Genomic DNA, 25229 nt, shown 5'->3' with positions numbered 1-25229 from the left:
TATCTTGCGCTGCGCGCGCCTCCGGTCGGGCTACGCCCGCCCTCCGCCGCACGCAGCGCAAGGCCATCTTCAACAAACCAGCATCATATTATCCGAAAAGGGGGTCCCTCTTCGACGCCGATCGGGGGTCCCTTTTGAACGCCGTTTGACAGTCCAGACGTTGTAGCTTCGCGCGCCCGGAGGTGAGCAATCGTTCGATCTCGTCGGAGGTCCGCTGAACTGCGAGCTTGAGGGCCTCGTCGATATGCACGTAATCTTGTGTCACATTCTGTGAGGCGTGGCCCAACATCGCCCGGATAGTAAGTTCCGAAAACCCGAGGTCGCCCGCGACGCTCCCAAATGTGTGCCGCAGCGTGTGCGGTGTCACCCCGCTGATATCCGCTAAGCCACAGACACGTTTCAAGCACTCGCTGGCCGCCGTAAATGGTCCGCTTCCGACGGCCGAGGGAAAGATGTGCGGGTTTCCGGCAAGCTCCCCCTGCAATTGCACCACTCTGATCGCTGCGGGCCCGATGGCCCGGATCTGTGCGCCGCCCTTCGTGTCGGGAAAGGCCACATAGCCACGATCTGCGTGCAGCCAGTGGCGCTGCATCGCTTGTGCTTCCTCGCGGCGATAGCCCGTCAACAACAGGGTACGCAGAACCCCGAGGGCCACAGGATTCTCACCATTCGCCTCGGCATAGGCAATCGCCTTCCCGAGCAATTCGAGTTCCGTGACGCTAAGCCGACGCGTCTTCTTTTTTCCGGCGAGTTTCCTCGCGCCATGGGTCGGGTGAACCTCCAGCAGGCCCTTGTGCTTGGCGTGCCCGATGATGGCCTGGAGCGTGCCAACGCACCGCCCGGCAACACCAGGGCCACCGGTCGCTTTTCCGCCACGCCCCCCGGTTCGCGGCTTCGCCGTCTTTCCGTTCTTTACGTCCGTCTGCATCTGCTCGACATCCGCTATCTTCAGATGCTTGACCACGCGCTTTCCAAGCAAGGGAATGATGTGGGTCCGAATACGACTCTCGTCCATGTCGAGCGATGAAGACTTGATGGGAAGGTTCTTCCGGCCGAGGATATTTCCGGCGCGAGCTTCGGTGAGATACCAGTCGCACATCTCTGCGACCGTCATCGCGTTGCGCGACTGACGAGCCTCATCGGCCGGATCCTGCCCGACTATGACGGCGGCCAGCTTGAGCCGGGCGAGATCGCGCGCCTGTTCGACCGTAAGAACGCCAAAGCGACCGAGGTTCATCCGGCGCTGAATGCCCTCTGCATTGCGATACTGAACGATGAACGTCTTCAGGCCCGAGGGAAGGACGCGTAGCCCGAATCCTTTGATCTCGGTGTCCCAATAGATGAGCTGCTTCGAGGCCGGCGAAATGACCGCGTCGATCGTGCGTTTTGTCAACTTGCTCGTCGGCATGCTCTCAATCCTCTTGCTGACAAAATCTCGAATCGAGGCATTGTCAGCAAATTGTCAGCGCTGTACGGCGTTTCAGCGGCTAGGCTAGGATAGGGCGCCGCAGCGATAATCTCAAGAAAATAAGCAATTATAGGGCGATAGCGTAGAAAAAGAAGCAGCCGAAGAGGGTCGCGTTCAAGTTGCCAAGGTTGGGGTCGAGGGTTCGAATCCCTTCGCCCGCTCCATCGTCGTTTGCATGACGTATTTTTCCAAACTATCCGGTCTTATGGTCGGGATCGGTCCGAACGGCGCGTTGCCGCCGGCCGATTTGGCGACAAAATCTGGGTAGGAAATGCGCGCGTTGCGGCGGGTGACCCAAAAAATGTATAAATCATAACGATGTGTGCGGCCAGCGCGCACGCGAAATGTTTCTTGTCTCCATATCGTCTCCACCCAGACGGATTCGCCCGAATGTCTGCCTGACGCCTGAAACCGGAAATTGCGAGATCCCGGACGATGTCTGAAAGTCGCCCTCTTGCGGCTGAACCGGACCAGCAAAAATCGGCCATTCGACGTCCGCATATAGAAGGCCCGGCGTGAAATTTGGGGGTCAGTCGTAAAAATATCGCTCCTCGGCGATCTGGCCGCCGCGTACGGTGTAGAGTGCGATTTCGGCGAACGGCTGGCGCGCGCCACTCGCGGGATCGACGAGCACCATGTCGAGAAAAAGCACGAACTGGTCGCCGGTGACGAAGGGGCCATCGATGCCGATCTCGTCGATCCGGGCCCCGCCGAAGCGGGCTCGGCACTTGATCCGCGCCGCATCGACGCCGGAGGCGGTCGCGCGAATGCCGCCGGGCAGGGCCGTCGGTTCAATGCTGGTCACGTCCGACGCCCAATAGCGATCGCCAGCGGTCTCGAACTCGCCGGCGCGCAGCAGGGCCGTGAAATCGCGGGCGATGTCTTCGATGGACGCCATCACCACCCTTTCCGGATGCCGACGGCGCGGAGTGCGGCGGACGGCGCGATATCGATGCGCCACCCGCCGCGTCCGCGCACCGGCAGACCTATTTCAGGATCAGTTCCTGATACTCGATGCTGCCTAGCTGTTCGCGCATCTTGCCGCGTTCCGCACTGGCGGTGCCAGCCGTGCGGTCGGTCTGCGACAGCATGGCATTGACCTTTTTGTTGAACGCTTCCTGCTGCGCGGTCGTCTGATAGTCTTTATATTCGACGATCAGGATCAGGTCGGGCTCACCGGCTCGCGGGTTATTGGTCGCAAGGACATGATAGTCCACGACGATGCCCTCGGCCTTGCCCAGCTCCTGAATCTTTTTCCAGCTGGTAGCGAGCCAGTCCATATAGTTTTCGAACTGGCCGGGCAGCACGTCAATGCGACCCGCATTCCAAACCGTTCCGGGCCTGTAGCTCGATTCCTGCGCCATCGCAGGCGCGATCTGCGCGGCAGCGATCAGTATCGCAGCCCCGGCAACGAGTGTTTTTATCGTCCTCATCGTCTCTTCCCTCCAATCTTCCCGCCCGGAGATCGGGCGGGGTCTGCAAAAAGGCTAGGCCGGCACGGCGTCGACGGGGGCCGCCCGCCCGTGCAGCCGATGGCGCAGCAGCAGGATCAGCGCCGACATCAGCAATGTGACGATCGAAGCGGCGACGAGCGCGAACTGAAAGCTGCCCGTCGCATCCTTCGCGGCGCCCCACCCATAGGGAGCGAGGAAGGCGCCGATCTGCGAAATTGTGTTGATGGCCGCCGCTCCGACCGCGAGTTCGCGTACGTGCAGCGCCTCGGCCCAGCCCGACGATGTAAGCATCGGGATCGCGAAGCACACGGTCGCGAAGGCGAGATAGGCGATGCAAACCAGCAGGGGTGACGGCGACAGCCCCATGACCAGCACTGCGCCGGCGAGGACGATTCCGCACCGGAAGGCCGCGCCCCAGCGGTCACCGTTCCGGTCGGCATGGTTGCCCAGGACAAGGATAGCCGCAGCCCCCAAAAGGCCACCCAGCGCGACCAGATAGCCAATCGACCTGGTATCGAGCGTCGTCGCCGCCTGCAGGATCAGCGGGGCGTTGAGGATGACCGTCGTGATGACCGCGATCAACAGAAAGCCGATCGCGCCGAGCAGCAGCACGCGCGGGTTGCGGAAGGCGCCGAGCACATCGTGGCGGGCCGGGGCGCCGATCCGCGCCTGTTCGCGTGCCAGCTCGGTCCCGATCCACGCCTTTTCGTCCGGTGTGAGCCATGCGGAGGTCGCCGGGCCGTCGGGCAGATAGCGCAGCACAACCAGCCCGAACACTATGGTCGGCAGCCCTTGCACCAGGAACAACCATTGCCAGCCGTGCAGCCCGCCGGTCCCGTCGAGCGCGAGCAGCCATCCCGACATGCCCCCCATCGCGACCGACGCCAGCGGCGAGGCGATGAAGAAGCGGCTTACCGCGCGGCTGCGGTGGCAGGGCGGAAACCAGCCGGAGAAATAGAAGATGACGCCGGGGTAGAATCCGGCCTCCGCCACGCCGAGCAGGAAGCGGAGCACATAAAATTGCATCGGCGTTGCGACAAACATCATCCCGGCCGAGAGCAGCCCCCAGGTAATCATGATCCTCGCGATCCATTTGCGCGCGCCAAAGCGGACGAGCATCAGGTTCGAGGGAATTTCGAACAGCGCATAGCCCAAGAAGAACAGGCCGCCGCCAAGGCCGTAAATCGTTGCACTGAAACGCAGATCCTCGTTCATCTGCGTCGCCGCGAAGCTGACGTTCACGCGGTCCATATAGGCGAAGAGATAGGCGATCAGGATCAGCGGCAGGATGCGCCAGAACGCCTTGCCCATTGCGGATCGTCCGATTGCCGATACGTGCCTGTGGTTCGCCGCCATGACCTGCTCCCCGGCGCAGACACAGGCTTCCGGTCGCCGGAGCCGGGGGTTCCCGGCCCACGCCATGCGCCTCAAAAATGTCTGCGATACCCGTTACGGAACTTTCGTTTCCGTAGCGTCATTCGTCAATCACGTGGCCGTCAATAAAGCGTCAATCGGGCGTCAATTCGGCAAGGGGGGTGGTGTCTCCAAACGATTGCTGGGTGCAGGGAGCAGGTCGGGCCAGCCATATTTGTCCCAGGCGGCTGCCAAGCCGATGCGCTGGGCAAAGGGAATGAATTCGGGATGCTGCCAGATCCGCCGGATCGGGTCGACGTCGGCCCAGATCGACAGCAGGCAGAGGGTGTTCGCGGGCGAGATTGCATGACTAACCGCCTCGAACAGCCGTTCGGGGTAGCCCATGAAGATCGCGGGCAAGACGATCGAGGCATCCGCGGGGTCGTGCAATTGCGTCTGCATCATGTCGAGCATCGCACAATAGGTCGCGCGATCCGCGTCGCGGCCGCTGCACACGCCGTGCGCGGCAACCTGCCAATAGGCGTCCATCATCGCGGGGGGCATCGGCTCGGTCCCGGCGGGCGGGAAGATGACCTTGTTCAGCAGCAGGCGGGTTTGCTGATATTGCTCGATGGCCAGGTCGTGTTGACCGGATGCGGCGGTGGCCACCGCGAGCCACATCGATGGAAAACCAAGGTCGACCATGCGTAGACCCGCCTCGATCGCGCCGTCGATATCGCCCAGGTTGAAACGCCCGACCGATCGCAGGTTGAATTTCCGGCCATCGACCGGATCCTGATCGATCGCCGCCTCGATATATTGCATCGCTTCGGTGGTGCGTCCGCAATAGAGCAGGAACGAGCCCAACCGCATGCAGACCGCCGGATTGTTCGGTTCGAGCCGATAGCCCTGGAACGCCAGATCAAGTGCTCCGACGACGTCGTTCTGCGTCCATTGGTGGACGCCGAGCAACGAATAGGCATAACCAAGACCGGGGGTGAGGCCGATGGCGGTGCGGGCGCAGTCGGCCATGCGTTCCGATTCGGCTTTTCGATCGAGGCAGGGCGTATAGACCGCGATCAGCTGGTGCGCTTCGGCCAGCGCGATCCATGCTTCGGCAAATTCGGGATCGAGCGTGACCGCCTGCTCGAGCAGGCCGACCGCGGTGCTCAATACACCGTCGCCGAACACCCGCGCACTCAGCGCGCGGCCTTGCAGGAACAGGTCATAGGCCTGCTTGCTGTGGGTCATGCCGCGCGCCGGAGGCGGCGCCATTGCGGTGCCTAAGGCATCGCCGACCGCGCTGGTCACCGCCTGCGCGACGGTCGCCTGCAACGCGAAGATGCCGTCGAGCGAGCCATCATAACCCTTGGCCCAGCTTTCAAAGCCCGTGACGCCGTCGATCACGTGAATATGGATGCGCAGCCTTTCCCCTTGTCGCTGGACCGAGCCCTCGACGAGGTGGGATACGTGCAGGGCTTTCGCGATTTCGGCCGGGGTCAGCGGCGAATCCCGGAAGTGGAACGAGGAGGTTCGCCCGGCCACCAGCAATTGCGGCACTTGCCCCAGCGCCGTGATAAGCTCCTCGGCGATGCCGTCGGCGAAGTAATCCGAGGCGTCGCGCCCGCCGACCGACCGAAAGGGCAGTACCGCGATTCTCGTGCGTCCGCTGCCCGCCGCAGCGGCCCGGGCGGGCGCTGCTTCGTTCCTTCGGGCGGTCCAGGCCTCGCGCACTCGTGCGGAGGTCTCGTAGTCGCCGGCCCGGTTCAGCGTCGCGATTCCGGCCTCGACCGCCGCGCGCAGCCGCCGCTCGGCATCGCCGCTGCGCTGCGCAAGCCATTGTTTGAACGCCGGGCCGAAATCCATCTGGTCGAGAATCGGCTTTGAGCCGATGGCATCGATCCGTTCGATCGCCGCGATAAGATCGCCGTTCGCCAGCGCGCCCTCCAGAGCGGCGAGATCGGTCAGCACCGCACCGGGGTGCAGCGCGACGCTATTGCGCGAAACGTTCAGAATGTCCGGCCCGTGCGGCGCGAGCAGCTTGCCGAGATCGAGCAGGCATTGGCGCAGGCTGGCCCTCGCATGGGCCTCGAAGCGACCAGGCCATAGGAGCTTGCTCAGGGAATCGCGCTCGATCGCCTCGTTTCCGGCCAGGCACAATATCCCCAGCAGCGCACGCGCGCGGCGGTTGGAAATGGCGATTTCATTGTGGTCGGCCGTGCGGAACTGAAAGGTGCCGAATAGCGAGGCATAGGCCGCAGGCTGGCTCGGACATGTGGCCCCCACCTGTTCCATTGGCCCGTCAGCGCCTCCCCACCGCCTGGCAATAGTAGCGCAGGCCCAACCGGCCCGGCAATTGCAATTTGTTCCGGTCGAAATCTGCGATGCCGCTGGGCCATGACCTTTGGCGCTTCATGGCAGAGCGTATCCGGCGTGTTCGTCTCGTTCGCGCGGCAACTGTGGGGGGTGGCAAGTCAAAAGCGGAAGGTCCGCGACCGGCGATTTACGCTTGAAGTTATGCGATGCGGTGGCGCCAGAATATGGGGTCATATTGATGAATCGGGCCGTTCCGCAATGCCAAGCCACGCGAATCGCATATGTCCACGGCGTTCGACGAAAACAGGCGGCTGGCACTACTCGGCCCACCTCTCCCTCCTGGCCGCGTCTTCCTGAGCGCGATTGAAGGCACGCGTGGCGCGAAGATCGGCCTCGGCATCGGCTAATGACGCGGTCGGAGAAAGGGGCAGTCCAGCGCGATCGGCCACCAAGGCCCATTGGATTTGCCAACGCCCGTCGGTGCGACAAGCAATTCCGCTCAGGTCCCCGCTCTCGAATCCCCTGCAATGATGCCCTTCCGTGTTCAGGAACGTCATATCGATCCGGAAACCATCGCCGTCGGGTTTCGCGCTCGTCGAAGCATTGTCCAGCGCGTCTGCCAGCGCGCCGGCCGCAACGAGATGGTCGTTGTCCAACAGGAGCGCCGGCGGCGCGAACCACTGGCTTTTGCCAAGCCAAAGGGCGGGCGCGGCGGCTATCAGGAATAAACATATCGAGATCCATCGGCGCCCCGTGTTCATCCGTGCGCGCGATTTTCGTCCTCCAGCCTGCCTGGCGTCGACGCGATCGGACATGAGGCCGGGCACCGATGCCGCTTCGCTCTCCTCCTGATCGCTATCGGCAAGCAATCGTCGAGTTCTCCGGATCTCCGCTGCAAGAACGGGATCCGACAGTGCCTCGCGCGCGATTCGCCTCGCCGTCATTTCGTCGAGCGTGCCGTCGAGAAAAGCGGCGACCGTCGCTGGGTCATAGCCCATCTTGCCTCCCTCCCTCTTCCCGCACCGCTGACCAAAGTTGCAACACATCAAGAGCTTGGCATCGAACACCGCGAAATCGGCCATTCCAGCGCACCTCAGACCTAAACGCGCCGTTTACCCTGTGCCTGCACCATATCTTGAAAAGGCCCTGCCATTAGGAGCACTCCCAATGGAGTAGGGTGAATGAACAAGAAACTGTTTCTCGGTATGGTCGCCGCGGCGGCGCTTTCGGCGCCTGCCATGGGATCCATGCCCCATGTCGGTATCGATTCGGGCCAGTTCACGATCGGTATCAGCGGTTATGTACCGGTCGTGTGCCGCGCCTCGGTCGAACAGACGATGGTGTCGCCGCACGAGGGTGAAGTCAGCCTCGGCGCGCTGCGCGAATTCTGCAACAGCCCCAACGGCTATGCGATTCACGCCGATTATTCGCCGTCGCTCGCGCATGCAAAGATCATCGTCGATGGCAAAAAAATGCCGTTGAACAAGTCGGGTTCGACCGAAATCAGCAAATCGAACCGGGCAGGCATCGCGACGCGGACGCTCGAACTCGACCTGCCGAAGGGCGTCGAGGGCGGGTCGGTGTCCTTCCGCATCGTGCCTCTATAAGGCGGGACAATTCTGCTGCGACGGCGCGCCCGACAGGAGCGGCGTGACCGTCACGGTCAGCGTGTCCAGATAGGTTGGCGAGACGAGCTTGCCCTGCCCGCCCTCCTTGAGGGTGGCGACGACGGGCAGCATGTCCGCCTCCGATGCCGGCACGCCGGCGCGCTGGCAGGTGACCGTCGTGAAGGTCGGGCTCGCCGCGTTGCGCGTCTGGCCGAGGAACTTCAGGTCATAGTTCAGCACGTGATTGGGCGTCGCGAGATTGCCGCCCGGGAAGGTCATCTTGTACGTGTTCTGTGACGTCAGCGCCACCGTATAGGGCCCCGAACTGCGCACGCGAACATGGTTCGTCGTCGGGGTGGTATAGGTCGCCGGCGCCGCGAGCACATCGACCGTCGTCTTGTCGCCGACCTCGCCGAAATCAAGCGCCGTGCCAGCATAGCTCGCCTGCAGCGCACTCAGCACCGTGATCGGGAAGACGACGGCGTTGGTAAAACTGCCCTGCTGTTGCAGGCCATTGTCCTTGCCGCCCTGGATGTTGCAACCGAAATAGGCGTCGAAGGCGAGGTTTGTCGTCGCATTGACGTCGAGGTTGCTCGGCAGCGTGACCTGGAAGGTCACCTGCGCCGTATCCGAGCCGGCGTTGTTACCCGTGAAGTTGATCTGCAGGAAACGCTGCGTTGCGGTCGGCGTCAGCGTCGTCGGCGACACGGTCGGCGGTGTCGCGTTGAAATTATAGAAGATATTCTGGCCGGTTCCGAGTGACGAAACGCTGCCCGCGACGGTGATCGGAACGATGCTCGTACCGTCGGCGCCGGTGTTGATACCCTTCAGATAGAAGTTGACGATGCGGGTATCGCCGCCGCCCGACGTGTTGACGCGGGTCAGATTGAGGACGACGGTCGTCGTCGGCAGCCCCGCCGGATTGAACGGATCATAGATCGCCGGCTGCGCGGTCGCGCTGCCCGAAATGCCGCAGGTCTGGGCCTGCGCGACGGCGGCGAGCCCAAGCGACAGCAATGCTACGGCGAGCATACGCAGCAGATGGCGGAAAATCGTCATATTCAGTTCCTCACCGGCGTCAGGTCGCCAAGCCGGACGATGTTCTCGCCATTGTCCGGAATATCGATTTCAAACACGGATTTCTTGCTGTCGAGCATCTCGATGCGCCATTTGCCCGGTGCCAGGCCGGTCGCGCCGAAGCGGCCCTGGCGGTTGGTGAACACGGTGACCGGCGGCCGGTCGGGATGCGCGAGTTCGATGGCGTTGCCCGTCACCAACGCGACGAGTTCGCCGTCGACGTCGGTGAGCGTGCCGAGCGCCGTCACGCCATATTCCGACCCGACGGTCAGATGATAGCCGCTGCGGTACGACGGGAAGAGCTTGAACGAACCCTGGCCGAGGTCGGTACCCGTCTTGGCATTCGGCGCGTCGACGGTGATCGTGCGGTCGGCGTAGGAACTGAGGCTCGGATGCGTCGCCGCGCCGAGCATGCCGCTGTTCGCCGTATAGCCGAACGGCGTCGGGTCGAGCGCGATGTCGGTGCCCTTCAGCGTCTTGTGCGGCTTGACGATCGCAAAGCTGTCGTAGATCGGCCGCCCGACGGAGACCGCGCCGTCGGCGAAGGCCAGCGAGGTGCCCATTCGGAAGCTCGTGCGCTGGCTCGTCCGCCGCCCGAAATCGTCGGTGAAGGATCCGAAGTGCGTCAGCCCCAGTTCGGCGCGGTTGGCGATATAATTGCCGTTGAAGTTGAAGCCCGAGGATACGTCCGAGCGGTCGACGTCGGCGGTGATGTTGTACGAGCCCACGCCCTGACCCTTCAGCGTCTGGTACGACAGGCGGGTGCGGTTCTGGCGCGTCTCGTAATCGGCGCGGGCGGTGGTGTAGCGGCCGAAGCGGATCGTCAGCGACAGGAAGGCGCCGATGCGGTCGCCGCGGCTGTCCTTCTCGTAGCGAACGTCGCCGGTCAGGCTCGCGGTCGGCGAGATCCGGAAGCCTGCGTTGAGACGATAGCTGTGCAGGTCGTTCCGGTTGCCGCGCCCGTGCGAATAGCGCGCGTCCAGACCGGCGTAGACCTGATTGGTGAAGGCGTGCGAATAACCGCCGCCAAGCTCGAAATCATAGGGATTGTCGATGAAGAAGCTGGCGACCGGGCCAAACTTCTTGCTGCGCGTCTCGACGAACAGGTTCAGCGTATCGGCCTGCCCGTCGCGGCGCTGGATCAGCCGCTGAAAGGTCAGCGTGCCGGCATAGCCGGTGCCGAGGCGGTCGATATCCGACAGCGCAAGGTTGGTCGCGAAGGTACCGATCTCGGTCGCGACCACCGCCTCGGTCCCGACCATGCGCGAGTCCTTGTCGATCTGCGCGTTGACGCCCAGCGTCAGATAGTCGCTCATCCCCCGGCGATAATAGCCGGTCGCCATGTAGTCGTCGCTATAATGGGGTCCGCGCAGCCCCAGCGGCGCCTTGACGCCGGCATAGACGCCAAATTCGCTGAGCCCCTTGGCCAGCTGCGTCTGGTCGAGGAACAGGTTGAAGTTGAGCACTTCCGACCGACCACTGTCGTCGAGAACCGACAGGCGGATATTGTTGGCGCCCTGCGTGAAGGGGAAGTCGCGCAGGTCGTAAACGCCCGGATTGAGCTGAAGCCGGCGTACGACCTGGCCGTTGATTTCGACCTCGACCGCCGACGGTCGGTCGAGCCGGAAGCTGCGGTCGCCGCGCGGGCGGATGATCTGTTGCGGCTGGAGGACGCTGTACGACCGGAAGATCGAGAGGCCCGCGATGTCGGGCGCGTTCTGAAAACCGCGCGCGATCGTCTGCAGGTCGCCCGCTGTCCAGCGGATGAGATTCTTCTGGTCGTCGTAGACGAGGCGCGAGCCGAGCCGCTGGAAATCGACGCCATTGACCCCCGGCTGCCAGATCGCTTCGGATTCGGCGACCACGCCGCCGATCCGTGTGGCGCCGTCGAGCAGGAAGAGCGGCGACGCGAAACCCTCATTGCCGCCCGCGTGGATATAGTCGAACGTGCCACGAATATTGACATAGCCGCTGACGTCGGCGGGCGTGATCACCTCGCCGATGCGTTCGCGGTCGAGCGGGCTGACGATCACCGAGCGGGCGAGGCGGCGCTCGGCCGGGATCGTGAAATTGAGTTCGAGCGTCTGCGGGTCGTAGGTGACGGTGATCCCGGACGGCAACAGGTCGGCCGGGGTCAGCGTCGCGCGCGTCCCCAAGCTATCCTCGATCGTGGAGAAGAAATTGGGGTTGAGCACGAAACCGAGCAATTGCAGCGTCCGCCGCGTCGGCAGTTCGAGCGTGTCGTCGGGCTGGATCGTCAGCGGCACGTCGCCGAGATAATTGGCGCCGTCCTTCGCAGGCACGGTGAGCGTGATCGCGCGGCCGGTGGTGTTGTAGCGTACGCCCGGACGCGCGGGCGCGGCATAGGGCTGGAGAATGGTCACCGCGTCCTGTCCGGTCGCGGCGCCATCGGCCGCCATCGCGCACGCCGGCACGAGGGCGGCCGTGCTGGCCCCCACCAAAAGGATCGTCTGGACACCCCCCCGCGACATGATCTCAGCTTTCCGCCGAATAGGATGCCTCGACCGTGCCGCCGTCTAACGGCAACTCGATCGGCACCGAAATGCGCCGTGTCTGGTTCGCGCCGACCAGGCCGAACCCGATGATCTGCTGAACCTCCGGACCCGACAGCGCCTGGCGGAACACCTCCTTGCCCGACGCGTCCTTCTGCACGATGCGCAGGCGGCCGTTCGACAGATAGCCGTGCGCTGCCGACGCGTTGTTGAGCATGATCACGGGCACCGGTTTGCCCTCGGCATTGTGGCCGACCTCGGCCGACTGGACCGAAAGATCGGGTTTCACGCCGTTGGGTGCGACGCTGACCAGCACCTGGAAATTATAGAGGATCTGGATCGCGGACTGGCCCTCGGGCAGCTTCACCGGAAGCTGCGCGACGGTGATATAATAATGTTTGCTCGCCGCGAGCGCGGGATCGCCGACATATTGGACACGGAACGACTGCGTCTGGCCGGGTTCGATCAGCGCCTGCGGCGGAAAGACGAGAAGGTCGCCCGGATCGACGCCGGTCAACTCGACGCCGTCGGTCGTCACCTTCAGTTCCTGGATGCGCAGTTCGACGGGCAGCGTCGTCGCGAAAGTATTCTCGACCGTGATGACCTGGGTCATGCCGCGGCCGCTGGTGCTGAGATTGATGACCACCGGCTGCACCGTCATCGCGAGCGCAGGCAACGGATTCATGGTTAACGCCAGCATGGCCAGGAAGAGGAACTTGAAGAATTTGAGCATGAATATCCCCACAAAACCCGGACGCTGGTCAGTTCGCCGCCTGGAATTCGACAATGATCGCGTCGGAATAACGGCCCGCGATCAGAGGGCCGCCGCCGCCCGGAAGCGAGAAGCTGATCGTGGCGTCGCCCGCCGCGCCGCGCGGGGCGGCGACGATCAGGTTGCGCGCCTCCTCGCTGGTCGCCTCGCGCTGCTGCCCCGCCCAGTTGAGGCCGACGCGATAGGTCAGGAACTCGCCGAAGCCGCTGCCGTTCTGCCGATTGCGCGCGTTGCCGCGGTCGCGCAGCAACCCACCGTTCTGGCTGCGCAGCTCGATGCGGTGCGACGCGTTGCAGGTCACCGGCAGCGAAAGCGTGATCGAGGTCGGTAGCGGCTCGGCGGTATTGGGATCGACCATCTGCACGATACGCAGCTCGCCGCTGGCGGGACCGGTCGGATCGAAATTGGCGTTGACGCCGGCGGTCGCGGACGGCGCCCGCAGCACGCAGGCTGCAGGCGCCTCCCCCACCAACTCGAGAGCCTGGTCGGATTCCGAAAAATCCTGCGCCCAGACGGGTGTCGTCGCGAAAGCTACGGCGAATGCGGCGAGGCGGATAGAGGCCTTCATCAGCGTGGCTCCAGGAAAATCCGCAACGTGTCGCGGTACGAGCCCGCGAGCACCGGCGCGTTGGCGCGGGTATTCGACGCGCCCGCCTCAATCAGGATACGCAGTTCGACCTCGCCGACCGTTGCCTGGTCGATGTTGAAGCGGCGTTCGGCGATCCGCCGGACATTGGCGTTGGCGTCGAGCGCGCCATTGACTTCGCCCCAGGTCAGTTCGGCGCGATAGGGCAGCGCATAAGCGAAGCCGTCGGCGGGCTGGTTCATGCTGCCATCGGTCTGCCAGAGCCCGTTGTTCTGCGATTCGAGCCGGATGCGGTGCGGGAAGTTGCAGACAGCGCCGAATTCGACCTCCGCCGTGGCCGCATTGGCCGCGAGCGTCGTGGGATCGACGAGCGTGTCGATCTGCAGCAGATTGCCCGTCAACGCCCGGAAATTGACTTGGCTGCCCTGCGCCAGCCTGGCGCGCTGGAGCGTGCACACCTGCGGCGCGTTGCCCGTCACCGGCATCGATTTGGCGACGACGGTGGTCTGCGCCTGCGCCGGTGCGACCCAAAGTGTCGCCGCTGCCGTAAGGCTGGTCGCGAGATGGGCGAGGCGCCGCACGATCGTTACTCCGCAGCCGCCAGCGTGACGGTAACCGTGCCGAGATAATTGGTGTCGGCGACGAGCCGCAGCGCGTTGCCGCCCCCGGTCGCGAAATTGCTGAGCGCGACGGTGATGTCGCCGGTGAACGCCGTGTCACGGCTTTGCGTCGCCGCGCTGTTGACCGCTTGCGCGGTGTCGTAACTCGCCGGGGTGACCGTCCAGCCCGACGCGGTCGCGACATAGTTCACGCTGCGCGAGAAACCCGCCGGCGGTGTCGCGGTGAAATTCTGCGCGGCCATCGCGTCGGCATCGACGTTGATTGTGCTGCGCGCGCTGCAGAAGGAACCGGTGATGACCTTGCTCGGCGTGGCTAGGTCCGTGCGCAGCAGGCCGGTCGACGTATCGACAAGCACGCCGAGGTCGAAGGTCGCGTTCGCGCCCGAGATCGTCCCGCCCGAACAGAGCGCGGGGACATTCCCGATCACCGCGAACTCGCTGGTGTCGCTCGTCGACTGGGCGGCGGCGGGGGCCGCGATCGCCGCGGCGACCAGGCCTGCGAAGAGGGGGGCTGCCTTGATCATTTGTCACCTTCTCCACTTGCGGCGGGGCCGAGCGTCACGACGACGGCGCCTTGGTAATTGCCTGCGATGAGCAGCAGGTCCGACGGCACGGTGAAGCCCGAGAGCGTCACCGACAGGTCGGCGATTTTCGGCAGCGGTTGCGTCGCGCCGATGCTGTTTTCGGTCGGGTCGCTGCCGTCGGTGGTGGCCGCGCTCGTCGCGACGGCCGCCGTCGCCGCCCAGTTCTCGACGCTGGCGGTGTAGTTGACCGCCCGCGCGAAGCCCGGTTGCAGCGTCGTATTGTCGTCGGCGACCAGCGCGGTCACCGAGACGTCGATCGCCGATCCGGCGAAGTTGCAGAAAGATCCCGGGAGACTGACCAGCTGATTGGGCAGCGTCGCGATCCGGCCGATCCGGCTGCCCGACGTCGCGACCATCTGGCCGAGGTCGACGGTCGCCGGCGACGGCGGACCGAGAATGCACAGCGGCGCGACATTGCCGTTTACCGCGACATTCGCGGTATCGGTGTCGTCCTGCGCCCAGGCCGGCGCCGCGCCAAGCGCGAGCGATCCCACCAGAAGCAAACCCAATCGACGCATGGTCAATCTCCTGAAAATCCTGCCTGTTACCGCTTACAGCGGCGGCTGTTCCGAACCGCCGAAGCTGACGTTCGGCGTCAGCGTCACGACGACCTGGCCGACATAGCCGCCCGCGACGAGCAGGCCGCTCGTCGGGGTCGAGGAGGCCGACAGGGTGACGTCGATGTTGCCGGTGAACAGGCCGACCGCAGCTGCGGCGCCCTTGCCCGCGTCGAGCGAGGTGTCGGTTGCCGTTCCGTCATTGGCCTCAGCGGTCGCAGTGAAGTCGATCCGCGTGTCGAACCCCGTCGGCGCGGTGCCGGTGAAGTCGGTGTTCTGGAGCGCGAAGGCCTCGACCTCCATCGTCGCCGCGGTGCCGTTGCACCAGCCGACGAGCGTGCGGGTCTGGCCGTCGAGCTTGCTCGTGTCGAGCTTGCCCGCCGTCGATCCCGAACCGCCGAGCGCGAGTTCGCCGACCGAGATCACCGCATTATCGGTGGTGAACAGGCAGCGGTCCGCGACCGAGCCGTCGATATCGACCGTGCCGGTGACCTGCGCCACGGCGGGAGCCGCCGTGGCGAGAGTCGCGAGCGCGGTCATGGTCATCAGCTTACGCATGTCCGTTTCTCCGAATTCGGGCTCAGGCGCCCGGCGCGATCACAACCACGATCTGACCCGAATAGTCGGTCGCGGCGACCAGCAGATCGGTCGCGGCCGGGGTCGCGAAATTGGTCGCGGTGATCGTGATGTTGTTGCCGCCATTGTTGGCGAGACGGCCCCCGATGGGGGTCGCGGCGAGCGCGGCGGCCGTGCTGCTGTTCGTGAACTCGACATCGTTGGTCGAGGTCGTATCGACGAACACATGCGCGGTATAGTCGATGCGGTTGGCATAGCCGGCTACCGCAGTGGTCGCCGAGGTAATTTGCGTCGCATCGACCGCGATCGTCGGCGCAGCGCTGGTGCAGACGACGCGCGCTTCAAGGCCGGCGCCGCCGACGCTGGAGAAGCGGGTGGCAAGGTCGGTCGCCAGCGTGCCGTCGGCCTGGGCGAGTTCGCCGAGCGCCACGGTGGTGCCAAAGGTGCTGCCCGCACCGGGAACGACGAGGCACTTCGGCGCGACGGTGCCAGTGATTTGCACCGTACCGGTGGTGGTCTGCGCCGCAGCGGGCGAGGCGATCGCAAACAGCGAGGCTGCCGCGATCGAAAGGCAAGCAAGTTTTTTCATCATCTTCATCCTTCATTCTTTGCCAGTTGGCTGGCGATCATTTCTACTTCGGCGAAACAACCGCCGTCCCCCCGGCAATGGATCGGTCCAGACTGCCCCGAGGGTGCGGCAGGCCGGATTTGCCCTGACCATCAGGGCGAAGCACTCACCGTCACGGTCAGCGTGTCGGCGTAATTGCCCGACACAAGCTGCGTCGCCCCGGCGTAAGGCGGGGCGGAAACCCTGAGATAGGTTCCGGTCTGGTTGATCGAATTGGATGCGAGCCGGAGGCCCTGCGCCGTCGACGCGGGGCCGAGGAAGGTGCAAGTCGACCCGGTGACGAGAGTCGCGACCTGGCAGGTCTGGTTCGCGGTCGCGCTCGAACCGACAAGGTTGAGCGTCACGTCATAGGGCGCGAGCGTCGAATAGCCGGTGGGCGCGCTGCCGGCGGTCTTGAGTCCGCCGTTGGTCGATACGACCGCAACCCGCGAGGGGCCGGTGCATTCGAGCGCGAAGGTGAAGTCGTGATTGAGCCCGATGACATCGAAATTCGGCTGATCATAGGTGCCCGAGGGCGCGCCTCCGGTGGCGAAGGCGCATCGGCCGCCGACCGAAGCCGTGACGGGGATCGACAGGACGATCTGGTTCGGGCTGCCCTGTCCTGCGGCATAGGCGGTCGTCTGCGCCGCGGCCGGAACGGCCTGCACACACGCAGCCAGCAAGGCAAGCGCCATGATTTTGGGAAGCATGTGCATCCCAACCCCTCCCACGATTCTGGTCGATGACCAGCCGATATCCATGGCGGTGACGACAGCGCATCGGCAAAAGCCCCGCGCAGTCGACTTTCGCCCACTGCAAACCTTGCGACCCGGTTCTCAGTCATGTTCGCAAAGCGAGTCGCCCCCCCACGGGACTATCGGCTTCGGTCCACCGGTCCTCCAACCGGTCCGAGAAGTTTCGGACTTTTACTAATATGAATCAACTTTTTTAATTTCTGACTGCAACTGGCATGGTTCATGCCGATACGGCCGATGCGCAAATGGGGATAAAAGCCTAGCGAATCCGCGCTTTCGGTTCGTCGCATACCTGACTCGTTTCACCGCAACGCGCTTAAGCGAAATGGTTAATTTCAGGGGGTGTTTGCGGGAGGTTGTTGCAGTCCTGCAACGCGACTCGGCAGCGACTCGGAGCGCCCGATCTCGATTCGAATCATTGCTTTCTGACAGCTTGGCCGCGTCGGCGGGACGCGGTGCATGGCGCCGCTCCGCCCATTGCTCTATGGCTGTCATATGATGACCGCGCCCGGGCATTTGCACGACCTTGCCATCATCGGCGGCGGTCTGTTCGGAAGCCTCCTCGGCTTGGCCTTGCGCGCGCACCGGCCCGATATCGACTTCGCGTTGATCGAGAAGGAAGGGCATTTCGGCGGATCTTTCCTCGAAGCGGCGATCGCCAACGAAATTCCGGACCCGATCCGTTCGATCCTCGATCCGGCGATCGTCAAATATTGGCCCGCTTGCTTCGTGAACTATCCCGGACGATCGGAACGGTTCGAGGACGCGGTGCTGCTGGTCGATCCCCGGCAGTTCCACCTCGAAATGGTCGACCACCCACAGGCATCGCAATGCTTCGCCGGCTGCACGATAGAGAAGATCGCCGGCGACAAGATCGTCCACAGCGGGGGAACGCTCCGTGCGCGCCTGATCGTCGATGCGAGCGACCTTCGCATCCAGTCGCACCTCGAGATCGAAAGACTGACGCGCTATCGCGACTTCCGGCTCGATCACGACCTCGACCTGCCGATCCTCGCGGACATGAGTGCAACGGCGGGCGACTGGAACTTTCTGCAGCTCTTCCCGATCGACGAGGAACGGATGATAGTCGAACATTTCCGCCACCGGCCGATCGCTCCGGAAGCATCGATCCCGGCCGACAGGGATCGAACGGATTCGGTGATCGCACTCGCAACGGCCGGCTACAGGCCTTCATCTGCCCCCGACGTCGCCGCAGTGAACTTCCCCTCGCTGTTGCAGATGGCATCCGAAGTGGCCGCAGGTTTCGTTGCGCTCGATCTGACCGAGCCGAACATCCGCGCCTTTTTTGCTCAACGTACGGAAAGCGGTCGAGCCCGCTCTCAGAGGATGTTCGAATTGGTTCGCATCTGCCGCGGCGCAATATCCGAACAGGAGGCGAAATAGCTGGTTGGGGTCAAACAAAGCTCGGGACGGCACGCCCGCCCGGTTATTGAGCGGTTGGGCCCCTCTCTGTACCCTGGCTCCGACTGGACTTCGGTCGTTAATAGGAAGTCCGTGCTTTTGCAGATTTGCAGACTATTCGATTGCTACAGGCTTTGCCATGCCCCCCCGGCGGGCGCGGTCAGGCCTCTTTCACCTCGACCGATTGTTCGATCAGTTCGATCTCGCGATAGGCGGTGAGGAAGGCGATATCGGCGGCGTCGCGGCCGACGCAGATGCGTGCCATCGCGTCGCCGCGCGCCATGCCGGTCGCATCGACGGGATGCCAGTCGCCCGCGAGATAGACTTCGGCGACCGCGTGGAAATCCTGCGGCTCGACGCCGAGCGCATAGGCGCTGGCCATGCGCGCGGGGATATGCGCGGCGCGGGCGAGCGCGATCATCACATGGGCATAGTCGCGGCACACGCCGCGCCGCTCGACAAAGCTGTCGAGCGCCCCCGTCTCGGCGGTGCTGGTCCCCGCGACATAGGTGAAGCGGCTTTCGATCCAGTCGCGCATCCGCGCAATCTTCGCCCCGCCCTCGAGCTCGCCGAAGCGCCGATCGACGAAGGCATGGAATTTGTTCGACGGACAATAGCGCGATTCGTTGAGATAGGGCACCGCCTCCGCCGGCAGGCGATGCAGCGGAACGGCGGCGAGACGCGCCAGATCGGCGGCGGGGCGGTCGATCGCGACGCGCGCGCGATAGGCCACGCGCAGCTCGCCATGCTCGCGCAGCCAGATCGGCTCACACAGGCCGTTCGGCGTCGGCACCCGCGACATCCGATCGGGAACACCAAGGTCGAGCGTCGCATCGATGACGCGCTGGCCATGGCCATCGGCGGCCTCGATCTGGAGCATCAGGTCGACCGGTTCAGGCAAACGATAGTTTAGGGAAGCAGAAATTTCGAGTTTCATCTATCGCCAACGCGCGAGGGGGGGATCGGTGCCGCTAGGCGTTGCCGCGCCAAAGGGCAAGCCGCGCTTCCCCCGCCGCCAGCCATAGGATGATTTGTGACCGCTCCGCGTACCCTGTTCTTCATCGTCGCCACCATCTTCATCGACGCGATCGGGTTCGGCATCATCATGCCGGTGCTGCCCGACCTGGTGATGGAGATCGGCCGCACCGACCTTGCTAGCGCGATGGGCATCGCGACCGCGATCGGGCAGGTGATGGCGGTCGCAACCTTCGTCGCGTCGCCCATCCTCGGCAATCTGTCGGACCGCTTCGGACGGCGGCGAGTGCTGCTGCTGTCGCTCGCCGGGCTCGCCGCCGACTATATCTTGCTGACGGTCGTCCATACGCTGCCCTGGCTGTTCATCGCCCGCGCGCTGTCGGGGATCTTCGGCGGCAGTTTCGCGGCGGCGCAGGCGGCGATCGCCGATGTCACCAGGCCGGAGGAGCGCGCGCGCAATTTCGGCTTCGTCGGCGCGGCGTTCGGCGTCGGCTTCATCGTCGGGCCGGCGATCGGCGGCTTCCTGGGCGAGATCGGCCCGCGCGCGCCCTTCGTCGCGGCGGCGGCGCTCGCGGCGGCGAACATGCTCTATGGCTTTTTCCTCTTTCCCGAGACGCTGGCGCCCGAACGCCGCCGCGCCTTCGACTGGCGGCGCGCCAATCCGCTGGGCGCCTGGCGGACGATGCGCGGCCTGCCCGGCATGGGGGGCGTCGCGAGCGTGCTGGTGCTGTGGCAGATCGCGAGCCTCGTCTATCCGATGACGTGGAGCTTTTATTGCATCGCGCAGCTCGGCTGGTCGCCAAGGATGATCGGCGCGAGCCTGGCCGCGGTCGGGGTCGCAATCACGCTGGGACAGGCGTTCGTCGTCGGGCCGATGGTCAAGCGCTTCGGCGAGCGTGACGCGGCGACGATCGGCATCGCCATCGCAGTCGCCGTCTATGTCGGTTACGCCTTTGTCGACACGACGCTCGGCGCTTTCCTGCTGCTGATCCCGGTCGCGTTGCAGGCGCCGGTGCAGCCGTCGCTGATGGCGTTGATGTCGCGCCGCGCCACCCCCGAAACGCAGGGCGAGGTGCAGGGCATTTCGGCGATGGCGATGGGGCTGGGCCAGATCGCCGCGCCGGGCCTGCTGATCGGGACGATGGCGTGGTTCACCGGCAAGCAGGCCCCGGTGCATTTTCCCGGCGCCGCCTTCCTCGTCGCCGCGCTGTTCGGCCTGCTCGCCATCGCGATGCTCCGCCGCCTGCCGCGCGTCGCGCGGACGGGCGAGAGCGATCAGATGCCGCCGTCGGTCACCGCATAGCCGGCGGCTTCGAGTCCTGCGGTCACCTGCGCGACGCACGCCGCGACGCTGTCGACATCGGTCGAACGAATGACGAAATTGGCGCCGACCTTGCCGTCGCGGAAAAAGGGGTAGCTGCCGATCGCGACCCCGGCATGATCCTTCTCGCCCTGGCGGAGCAGGTCGGCGACCTCGCTTTCGGGCGCCCATGACCCGATCGTGTGCGCGACGAGCGGCGCCCCACCTTCGAGCTCGCCGGTCAGCGCGTCGAGCATGCCCGCAGTGATATGCGGCACCCCCGCCATCACGAACAAATTGCCGATGCGGATGCCCGGCGCGCCCGACATGCGGTTGGGGATCAGTTCGGCGCCGTCGGGGGTGCGCGCCATGCGCAGCCGTGCTTCGGTCAACTCGATGCCGCGTCCGGTGTAGTAACGTTCGAGAATCGCGCGCGCATCGGGGTGGATGATCACGCCGACGCCGAGCGCCTTGGCGACCGCATCGACCGTGATGTCGTCGTGCGTCGGGCCGATGCCGCCGGTGGTGAACACATAATCATAGCGAGCGCGGATGGCGTTCAGCGCGTCGACAATCTCGTCCTCGACATCGGGAACGATGCGCACTTCGCGCAGGCGAATCCCCTGCACGTCGAGCCATGTCGCGATCTGCGACACATTTTTGTCCTGCGTGCGGCCCGACAATATTTCGTCGCCGATCACCAGTAGGGCGGCTGTCCAGATACGTTCGTCGCTCATCCCCTTGCCTTAACCGGACCGCATGACAAAACAAGTCCGGGTGGACCGATCGCGATGTTCCCTTTATGTTCGGTCTATCGATTCGCGATCATGGGAGATGCACGATGGCCGATGAGCTGATTTTCTATACCAACCCGATGTCGCGCGGCCAGATTGTCCGCTGGATGCTCGAAGAGGTCGGCGCACCCTATGACACGCACATCATGGACTATGGCACGACGATGAAGGGCGACGCCTATCTGGCGATCAACCCGATGGGCAAGGTGCCGGCGATCGTCCATGACGGCAAGGTGGTGACCGAATGCGCCGCGATCTGCGCCTATCTGGCCGAAGCCTTTCCCGACGCCGACCTGGCGCCCGAGGCCGATGCGCGCGCCGACTATTATCGCTGGCTGTTCTTCACCGCCGGGCCGGTCGAACAGGCGATCACCGCGAAACATTTCGGGATCGAGCCCGACGCCGATCAGCAGCGGATGGCGGGCTTCGGGTCGCTCGAGATGGCGCTCGACGCGCTCGAGACAGCGGTCGCGGGCAAGACTTATGTTGCGGGGGACAAATTCACCGCGGCGGACGTCTATGTCGGCAGCCAGATCGATTGGGGGCTGCAGTTCGGCACCATCCCGTCGCGCCCGGCGTTCGAGGCCTATGCCGCCACCTTGCGCGAACGCGCGGGCTACAAAGCGGCTAAGGCGATCGACAATGGCCTGATCGCCGAGATGCAGGCGGCGCAATGACGGCACCGGTCGCGGAGCTTTCAACCGAAAGGCTGTGGCTTCGCCCGCTGGCGTTGGAAGATCATGTCGCGATTCAGGCGGTTTTTCCGCAATGGAAGATCGTGCGCCATCTGAACGCTCTCATTCCCTGGCCCTATCCGCCGAATGGAGCCCTGACCTTTGTCCGCGACGTGGCGCTTCCTGCCATGGCTGCGGGCAAGGCGTGGCATTGGTCGATTCGTGCCAAGGACACCCCGGACCGGTTGATCGGCGTCGTCAGTATGATGCTCGGCGAAGATGAAAACCGGGGATTCTGGCTCGACCCCGACCATTGGGGGAAGGGCCTGATGCGCGAGGCCAGCGACGCAGCCACCGACTATTGGTTCGACATATTGGGTCAACCGGTGCTGCGCGTCCCGAAGGCCGTCGACAATGCGGCCTCGCGCGCCATTTCGACCGGCAGCGGCATGCGCATCATATGGCGCGGGCAAAAAGACTATGTCGAGGGATCGCTGCCGACCGAACTCTGGGAAATCACCGCCGAAGAGTGGCGGGTGCGCCAGCTCTAGGGTATCGCTTTCAGCAATTCGACCGCCAGCGGAGCGAGGCGCTTGACCTGCGGGTCCTGCGTCCCGGCCGCGCTGACGTAGATGGCGTTCGCGAAGGCGGTTGTGTTGTGGATCGCGGCGAGGCCCGTGTCACCGGCATAAGGGTCCTGCCAGCGCGCGCTGCCATCGGGGTGCAAGGCCTTGAACCATGCCGCCCACGCGGCATCGTCGATCTCGGCGCGTTTCGCGAGGAAAAGAACCGGCCGGGCGAGGCGCGACGGCTCGCCATGATGATAATAGGGCGATCCGGCGGGCGCGACCTGCGCCGCGATCGCGCCCAGCAGCAGGTCGGCGTCGGTCCGCGACAGGCGCGGGTTGAGCGACAGCTGGAGCATCAGGTCGGCGCCGTGCGCCACACCGTGGCGCCAGCCCTCGCCAGCGACAAAGCCGCGATAGTCGCGGACTCCGCGCAGATAGGCAGCGCCCGCTTCGGCGAGTTCATGGAGTTCGGCTTCGGTCAGATAGGGCTCGATACGGTCGGCGCGCGCGACTTCGGACAGCGCCAGCGCGGCGAAGGGCCTGCGGAAGCCCGCGTCATCGTCGGGCGCGGCGATCATCGCCTGCAGACGCCTGTTGGCGTGGCGCAGCAGGGCGGGCGACAGATGCTGGCCGCGCAATCCTTCGGACCAAAGGGTGAAGGCAAAGCCGTCGCGTACCGCTGGGTCGGAATCGCCGAGGCAGGCGAGAAGCGCGTCGATCGCGGCGGCGTCCGCCTTGGGAAAATAGCGGGCGGCATAAGCTTTCAGGTCGCCGTCGGCGGGTTTTTCGACGACGCATCGATCGGTGTCGGTCGCCGCCGCCGGCGTCGCCGCCAGCATGGCTGCTACCCCGAACGCCCACCCTATCGCCTTCATGCCTATCGCTCCCGCGCCAAAGAAAAAGCCCGGCGAATCGCTTCGCCGGGCTTTCCCTATCATTCTGTTCGTCGGTCCGCTTAGTCGCGGCTGCCCAGCAGATTGAGCAGGAAGGTGAACATGTTGACGAAGTCGAGATAGAGGTTCAGCGCCCCCATGATCACGGTCTTGCCCATCATGTCCGTCCCGCGGACGTAGAAATACATGCTCTTGATCTTCTGCGTGTCATAGGCGGTGAGGCCTGCGAACACGAGCACGCCGACCACGCTGATCGCCAGCATCAGCGCGGGCGACTGGAAGATGAAGGCGTTGAGCAGGACGGCGACGATAATGCCGACCATGCCCATGATCAGGAAGGTGCCGAAGCCCGACAGATCTTTCTTGGTGGTATAGCCATAGAGGCTGAGACCCGCGAAAGCGGCCGCAGTCGCGAAGAAGGTCTGCGCGATCGAACCCATGCCGAAGCGGATGAAGATCGTCGACATCGACAGACCCATCACCACGGCGAAGGCCCAGAAAAGGCCCTGCATCGCTGCGGTCGACAGCTTGTTGATGCCAAAGCTCAGCACCAGCACGAACGCCAGCGGCGCCAGCGCGACGACGAACCACAGCGGGCTCGTCACCATCGAAGCGGTGAAGCCCGACTGGAAAGCGACCAGCGCGACGATGCCGGTGAGCAGCACGCCCGACGCCATATAGTTGTAAACCGACAGCATGTACGACCGCAGGCCGGCATCGACGGCCTGGTCCGTTGCACTCGCTGCGGCGCCAAAACCGGACGCCGCCATATTGGGGTCGTTCCAATTAGCCATTGTTTTCACTCCATCATTGGCCAGCCCATACCGGCCATAGCCGCAATATCGTTATTTTTTCCCCCGCTTTCAAGCGAAACCGGACGAAGCCGGACAAGGGGGCTTTGCGCGCCATCCGAAGCGCCTATGCTGGGATCGTCATGTCGACCCACCGCCTGTTCGTCGCCTTGCGCCCGCCGCACGCGATCCGCGCCGCGCTGATCGCCGCGATGCACGGCATTTCGGGCGCGCGCTGGCAGGATGACGATCAGCTTCACCTGACGCTGCGTTTCATCGGCGAGGTCGACCATCATCGCGCCGAGGATATCGCCGCAGCGCTCGGCGCGCTGCACGGACGGGCGATCACCGCGCGAATCGCCGGGGTCGACCTGTTCGAGCATCGCGGGCGGCCGCATATGATCTGGGCCGGGGTCGAGCCCCACGCCCCCCTCTCCGCGTTGCACCGCAAGGTCGATCAGTTGCTCACCCGCGTCGGCGTCGCCCCCGAAACGCGCGCCTTCGTGCCGCATGTGACGCTGGCGCGCCTCAACCGCAGTTCGGGGCCGGTCGCGCCTTTCCTGGCCTTGCACAGCGATCTGGCGAGCACGCCCTTCACCTTTGACCAGGTCACGCTGTACGAAAGCGAAATGGGGCACGGCGGCTCGCGCTATCACCCCGTCGCGCGCTATCCGCTCGACCCGGTCGATGCGGCGACCAGTGCCGCCGCGACGGCGCTGACGTCGTCCCATGTTTCGGCAAAGCCGTCGGCGGCGCCGTAATAGGGTCGGTCACGCTGTCGCCGGCGCGGCCGGGCACCAGGTCGAGCATCAGCATCAATCGCGCCGTCGCGTCGGCGGGAGCGAGCGCACGCGCGTCGCGCAGATTGTGGACGTCGGCGGCGAGGATCAGGTCGAAGCGGGTGAAGTCGCCCCGCGTCAGTTGGCGCGCGCGCAGGCCCGAGATATCGGCGCCGCGTCGCTGCGC

Annotated in this window: 27 protein-coding genes and 1 pseudogene; 6 read left to right on the top strand and 22 right to left on the bottom strand. The window is 64.6% G+C overall.

Annotated elements, in window-relative coordinates; all coding sequences use genetic code 11:
- Positions 1-88 precede the first annotated feature (88 nt).
- The 7 genes from ACREB7_RS14450 to ACREB7_RS14420 form a co-directional block, all read right to left on the bottom strand.
- Positions 89-1408 (bottom strand): tyrosine-type recombinase/integrase, encoded by a 1320-nt coding sequence (locus ACREB7_RS14450; RefSeq protein WP_184095617.1) that lies wholly within the window; start codon positions 1406-1408, stop codon positions 89-91.
- A 174-nt stretch (positions 1409-1582) separates the two neighbouring features.
- Positions 1583-1807 (bottom strand): hypothetical protein, encoded by a 225-nt coding sequence (locus tag ACREB7_RS14445; RefSeq protein ID WP_431592974.1) that lies wholly within the window; start codon positions 1805-1807, stop codon positions 1583-1585.
- Between the two features lie 190 nt (positions 1808-1997).
- A complete protein-coding gene (locus ACREB7_RS14440; RefSeq protein WP_431592973.1) occupies positions 1998-2366 on the bottom strand; it encodes a SnoaL-like domain-containing protein in 369 nt (122 codons plus the stop codon).
- 88 nt (positions 2367-2454) lie between these two features.
- A complete protein-coding gene (locus tag ACREB7_RS14435; RefSeq protein WP_431592972.1) occupies positions 2455-2901 on the bottom strand; it encodes a hypothetical protein in 447 nt (148 codons plus the stop codon).
- A 54-nt stretch (positions 2902-2955) separates the two neighbouring features.
- On the bottom strand, positions 2956-4233 hold the full coding sequence (locus tag ACREB7_RS14430) for an MFS transporter (protein WP_431592971.1): 1278 nt from the start codon (positions 4231-4233) through the stop codon (positions 2956-2958).
- A 207-nt stretch (positions 4234-4440) separates the two neighbouring features.
- Positions 4441-6570 carry a hypothetical protein gene (locus tag ACREB7_RS14425; protein ID WP_431592970.1) on the bottom strand — a complete coding sequence of 710 codons (2130 nt, stop codon included), beginning with the start codon at positions 6568-6570 and terminating at the stop codon, positions 4441-4443.
- Between the two features lie 338 nt (positions 6571-6908).
- Entirely contained in the window at positions 6909-7673 is a 765-nt protein-coding gene (locus ACREB7_RS14420; RefSeq protein ID WP_431592969.1) for a hypothetical protein, read from the bottom strand.
- Between the two features lie 99 nt (positions 7674-7772).
- On the opposite strand from ACREB7_RS14420, the gene ACREB7_RS14415 reads away from it, so the two are divergent.
- Positions 7773-8198, top strand: coding sequence for a hypothetical protein (locus ACREB7_RS14415; RefSeq protein WP_431592968.1), 426 nt, complete (start codon positions 7773-7775; stop codon positions 8196-8198).
- Here the strand turns inward: ACREB7_RS14415 and ACREB7_RS14410 are convergent.
- The 10 genes from ACREB7_RS14410 to ACREB7_RS14365 all read right to left on the bottom strand — a co-directional run bounded on the left by ACREB7_RS14410 (position 8193) and on the right by ACREB7_RS14365 (position 16806).
- A complete protein-coding gene (locus tag ACREB7_RS14410) occupies positions 8193-9257 on the bottom strand; it encodes a hypothetical protein (protein WP_431592967.1) in 1065 nt (354 codons plus the stop codon). The genes ACREB7_RS14415 and ACREB7_RS14410 overlap by 6 nt on opposite strands.
- 2 nt (positions 9258-9259) lie before the next feature.
- Positions 9260-11767, bottom strand: coding sequence for a fimbrial biogenesis outer membrane usher protein (locus tag ACREB7_RS14405; RefSeq protein WP_431592966.1), 2508 nt, complete (start codon positions 11765-11767; stop codon positions 9260-9262).
- 4 nt (positions 11768-11771) lie between these two features.
- Positions 11772-12521 (bottom strand): fimbrial biogenesis chaperone, encoded by a 750-nt coding sequence (locus ACREB7_RS14400; RefSeq protein WP_431592965.1) that lies wholly within the window; start codon positions 12519-12521, stop codon positions 11772-11774.
- A 28-nt stretch (positions 12522-12549) separates the two neighbouring features.
- Positions 12550-13128 (bottom strand): hypothetical protein, encoded by a 579-nt coding sequence (locus tag ACREB7_RS14395; protein ID WP_431592964.1) that lies wholly within the window; start codon positions 13126-13128, stop codon positions 12550-12552.
- Positions 13128-13727: a hypothetical protein gene (locus ACREB7_RS14390; protein ID WP_431592963.1), complete on the bottom strand. Its 600-nt coding sequence runs from the start codon at positions 13725-13727 to the stop codon at positions 13128-13130. The genes ACREB7_RS14395 and ACREB7_RS14390 overlap by 1 nt, the downstream gene beginning before the upstream one ends.
- Positions 13728-13732: 5 nt before the next feature.
- A complete protein-coding gene (locus ACREB7_RS14385) occupies positions 13733-14290 on the bottom strand; it encodes a hypothetical protein (RefSeq protein ID WP_431592962.1) in 558 nt (185 codons plus the stop codon).
- Positions 14287-14868, bottom strand: coding sequence for a hypothetical protein (locus ACREB7_RS14380; protein WP_431592961.1), 582 nt, complete (start codon positions 14866-14868; stop codon positions 14287-14289). Before ACREB7_RS14380 ends, ACREB7_RS14385 begins: the two co-directional genes overlap by 4 nt.
- Before the next feature lie 33 nt (positions 14869-14901).
- Positions 14902-15465: a hypothetical protein gene (locus tag ACREB7_RS14375; protein ID WP_431592960.1), complete on the bottom strand. Its 564-nt coding sequence runs from the start codon at positions 15463-15465 to the stop codon at positions 14902-14904.
- Positions 15466-15487: 22 nt separating this feature from the next.
- Positions 15488-16072, bottom strand: a complete 585-nt coding sequence (locus ACREB7_RS14370; RefSeq protein WP_431592959.1) for a hypothetical protein — start codon at positions 16070-16072, stop codon at positions 15488-15490.
- A gap of 131 nt (positions 16073-16203) precedes the next feature.
- Positions 16204-16806 carry a hypothetical protein gene (locus ACREB7_RS14365; protein ID WP_431592958.1) on the bottom strand — a complete coding sequence of 201 codons (603 nt, stop codon included), beginning with the start codon at positions 16804-16806 and terminating at the stop codon, positions 16204-16206.
- A 498-nt stretch (positions 16807-17304) separates the two neighbouring features.
- Between ACREB7_RS14365 and ACREB7_RS14360 the strand changes: the two genes are divergently transcribed.
- Entirely contained in the window at positions 17305-18249 is a 945-nt protein-coding gene (locus ACREB7_RS14360; protein WP_431592957.1) for a lycopene cyclase family protein, read from the top strand.
- 178 nt (positions 18250-18427) lie between these two features.
- Here the strand turns inward: ACREB7_RS14360 and ACREB7_RS14355 are convergent, their stop codons facing one another.
- Positions 18428-19168, bottom strand: a complete 741-nt coding sequence (locus ACREB7_RS14355; RefSeq protein WP_431592956.1) for a transglutaminase-like domain-containing protein — start codon at positions 19166-19168, stop codon at positions 18428-18430.
- Positions 19169-19300: 132 nt separating this feature from the next.
- Here ACREB7_RS14355 and ACREB7_RS14350 point away from each other — a divergent pair, with 132 nt between their 5' ends.
- The gene (locus tag ACREB7_RS14350) at positions 19301-20545 is read left to right on the top strand and encodes an MFS transporter (RefSeq protein WP_431592955.1); all 1245 of its coding nucleotides are present in this window, start codon (positions 19301-19303) and stop codon (positions 20543-20545) included.
- Here the strand turns inward: ACREB7_RS14350 and ACREB7_RS14345 are convergent.
- On the bottom strand, positions 20518-21279 hold the full coding sequence (locus tag ACREB7_RS14345) for a competence/damage-inducible protein A (protein WP_431592954.1): 762 nt from the start codon (positions 21277-21279) through the stop codon (positions 20518-20520). The two genes, ACREB7_RS14350 and ACREB7_RS14345, sit on opposite strands and share 28 nt — an antisense overlap.
- 104 nt (positions 21280-21383) lie before the next feature.
- On the opposite strand from ACREB7_RS14345, the gene ACREB7_RS14340 reads away from it, so the two are divergent.
- Both ACREB7_RS14340 and ACREB7_RS14335 read left to right on the top strand, forming a co-directional pair.
- Positions 21384-22013 (top strand): glutathione S-transferase family protein, encoded by a 630-nt coding sequence (locus ACREB7_RS14340; protein WP_431592953.1) that lies wholly within the window; start codon positions 21384-21386, stop codon positions 22011-22013.
- Complete coding sequence (locus ACREB7_RS14335) at positions 22010-22561, top strand: GNAT family N-acetyltransferase (protein WP_431592952.1); 552 nt, start codon at positions 22010-22012, stop codon at positions 22559-22561. Before ACREB7_RS14340 ends, ACREB7_RS14335 begins: the two co-directional genes overlap by 4 nt.
- Here ACREB7_RS14335 and ACREB7_RS14330 read toward each other — a convergent pair.
- Together ACREB7_RS14330 and ACREB7_RS14325 are read right to left on the bottom strand one after the other, a co-directional pair.
- Complete coding sequence (locus tag ACREB7_RS14330; protein ID WP_431592951.1) at positions 22558-23454, bottom strand: DUF2785 domain-containing protein; 897 nt, start codon at positions 23452-23454, stop codon at positions 22558-22560. The genes ACREB7_RS14335 and ACREB7_RS14330 overlap by 4 nt on opposite strands.
- A gap of 80 nt (positions 23455-23534) precedes the next feature.
- Positions 23535-24266 (bottom strand): Bax inhibitor-1/YccA family protein, encoded by a 732-nt coding sequence (locus tag ACREB7_RS14325; protein ID WP_431592950.1) that lies wholly within the window; start codon positions 24264-24266, stop codon positions 23535-23537.
- A 140-nt stretch (positions 24267-24406) separates the two neighbouring features.
- Between ACREB7_RS14325 and thpR the strand changes: the two genes are divergently transcribed.
- Positions 24407-25024 (top strand): RNA 2',3'-cyclic phosphodiesterase, encoded by a 618-nt coding sequence (thpR, locus tag ACREB7_RS14320; protein ID WP_431592949.1) that lies wholly within the window; start codon positions 24407-24409, stop codon positions 25022-25024.
- 58 nt (positions 25025-25082) lie between these two features.
- Here thpR and ACREB7_RS14315 read toward each other — a convergent pair.
- Positions 25083-25184: pseudogene (locus ACREB7_RS14315) on the bottom strand (low molecular weight phosphotyrosine protein phosphatase); the annotation flags it as partial.
- Between the last annotated feature and the right edge of the window lie 45 nt (positions 25185-25229).

Origin of the sequence: Sphingopyxis sp., assembly GCF_050725615.1 — a bacterium.
In the GTDB taxonomy this organism is placed as follows: Bacteria; Pseudomonadota; Alphaproteobacteria; order Sphingomonadales; family Sphingomonadaceae; genus Sphingopyxis.
This window is presented reverse-complemented; position numbering and strand designations above follow the sequence as displayed.

Excerpts from the sequence above, each read along its gene's own strand:
- ACREB7_RS14415 (WP_431592968.1), top strand. The coding sequence starts at position 7,773 with ATGAACAAGAAACTGTTTCTCGGTATGGTCGCCGCGGCGGCGCTTTCG.
- ACREB7_RS14340 (WP_431592953.1), top strand. The coding sequence starts at position 21,384 with ATGGCCGATGAGCTGATTTTCTATACCAACCCGATGTCGCGCGGCCAG.
- ACREB7_RS14325 (WP_431592950.1), bottom strand. The coding sequence starts at position 24,266 with ATGGCTAATTGGAACGACCCCAATATGGCGGCGTCCGGTTTTGGCGCC.
- ACREB7_RS14410 (WP_431592967.1), bottom strand. The coding sequence starts at position 9,257 with ATGACGATTTTCCGCCATCTGCTGCGTATGCTCGCCGTAGCATTGCTG.
- ACREB7_RS14335 (WP_431592952.1), top strand. The coding sequence starts at position 22,010 with ATGACGGCACCGGTCGCGGAGCTTTCAACCGAAAGGCTGTGGCTTCGC.
- ACREB7_RS14450 (WP_184095617.1), bottom strand. The coding sequence starts at position 1,408 with ATGCCGACGAGCAAGTTGACAAAACGCACGATCGACGCGGTCATTTCG.
- ACREB7_RS14360 (WP_431592957.1), top strand. The coding sequence starts at position 17,305 with ATGGCGCCGCTCCGCCCATTGCTCTATGGCTGTCATATGATGACCGCG.
- ACREB7_RS14330 (WP_431592951.1), bottom strand. The coding sequence starts at position 23,454 with ATGAAGGCGATAGGGTGGGCGTTCGGGGTAGCAGCCATGCTGGCGGCG.
- thpR (WP_431592949.1), top strand. The coding sequence starts at position 24,407 with ATGTCGACCCACCGCCTGTTCGTCGCCTTGCGCCCGCCGCACGCGATC.
- ACREB7_RS14345 (WP_431592954.1), bottom strand. The coding sequence starts at position 21,279 with ATGAGCGACGAACGTATCTGGACAGCCGCCCTACTGGTGATCGGCGAC.
- ACREB7_RS14405 (WP_431592966.1), bottom strand. The coding sequence starts at position 11,767 with ATGTCGCGGGGGGGTGTCCAGACGATCCTTTTGGTGGGGGCCAGCACG.
- ACREB7_RS14400 (WP_431592965.1), bottom strand. The coding sequence starts at position 12,521 with ATGCTCAAATTCTTCAAGTTCCTCTTCCTGGCCATGCTGGCGTTAACC.
- ACREB7_RS14365 (WP_431592958.1), bottom strand. The coding sequence starts at position 16,806 with ATGCACATGCTTCCCAAAATCATGGCGCTTGCCTTGCTGGCTGCGTGT.
- ACREB7_RS14385 (WP_431592962.1), bottom strand. The coding sequence starts at position 14,290 with ATGATCAAGGCAGCCCCCCTCTTCGCAGGCCTGGTCGCCGCGGCGATC.
- ACREB7_RS14395 (WP_431592964.1), bottom strand. The coding sequence starts at position 13,128 with ATGAAGGCCTCTATCCGCCTCGCCGCATTCGCCGTAGCTTTCGCGACG.
- ACREB7_RS14440 (WP_431592973.1), bottom strand. The coding sequence starts at position 2,366 with ATGGCGTCCATCGAAGACATCGCCCGCGATTTCACGGCCCTGCTGCGC.
- ACREB7_RS14380 (WP_431592961.1), bottom strand. The coding sequence starts at position 14,868 with ATGCGTCGATTGGGTTTGCTTCTGGTGGGATCGCTCGCGCTTGGCGCG.
- ACREB7_RS14425 (WP_431592970.1), bottom strand. The coding sequence starts at position 6,570 with ATGGAACAGGTGGGGGCCACATGTCCGAGCCAGCCTGCGGCCTATGCC.
- ACREB7_RS14370 (WP_431592959.1), bottom strand. The coding sequence starts at position 16,072 with ATGAAAAAACTTGCTTGCCTTTCGATCGCGGCAGCCTCGCTGTTTGCG.
- ACREB7_RS14435 (WP_431592972.1), bottom strand. The coding sequence starts at position 2,901 with ATGAGGACGATAAAAACACTCGTTGCCGGGGCTGCGATACTGATCGCT.
- ACREB7_RS14420 (WP_431592969.1), bottom strand. The coding sequence starts at position 7,673 with ATGGCCGATTTCGCGGTGTTCGATGCCAAGCTCTTGATGTGTTGCAAC.
- ACREB7_RS14375 (WP_431592960.1), bottom strand. The coding sequence starts at position 15,465 with ATGCGTAAGCTGATGACCATGACCGCGCTCGCGACTCTCGCCACGGCG.
- ACREB7_RS14430 (WP_431592971.1), bottom strand. The coding sequence starts at position 4,233 with ATGGGCAAGGCGTTCTGGCGCATCCTGCCGCTGATCCTGATCGCCTAT.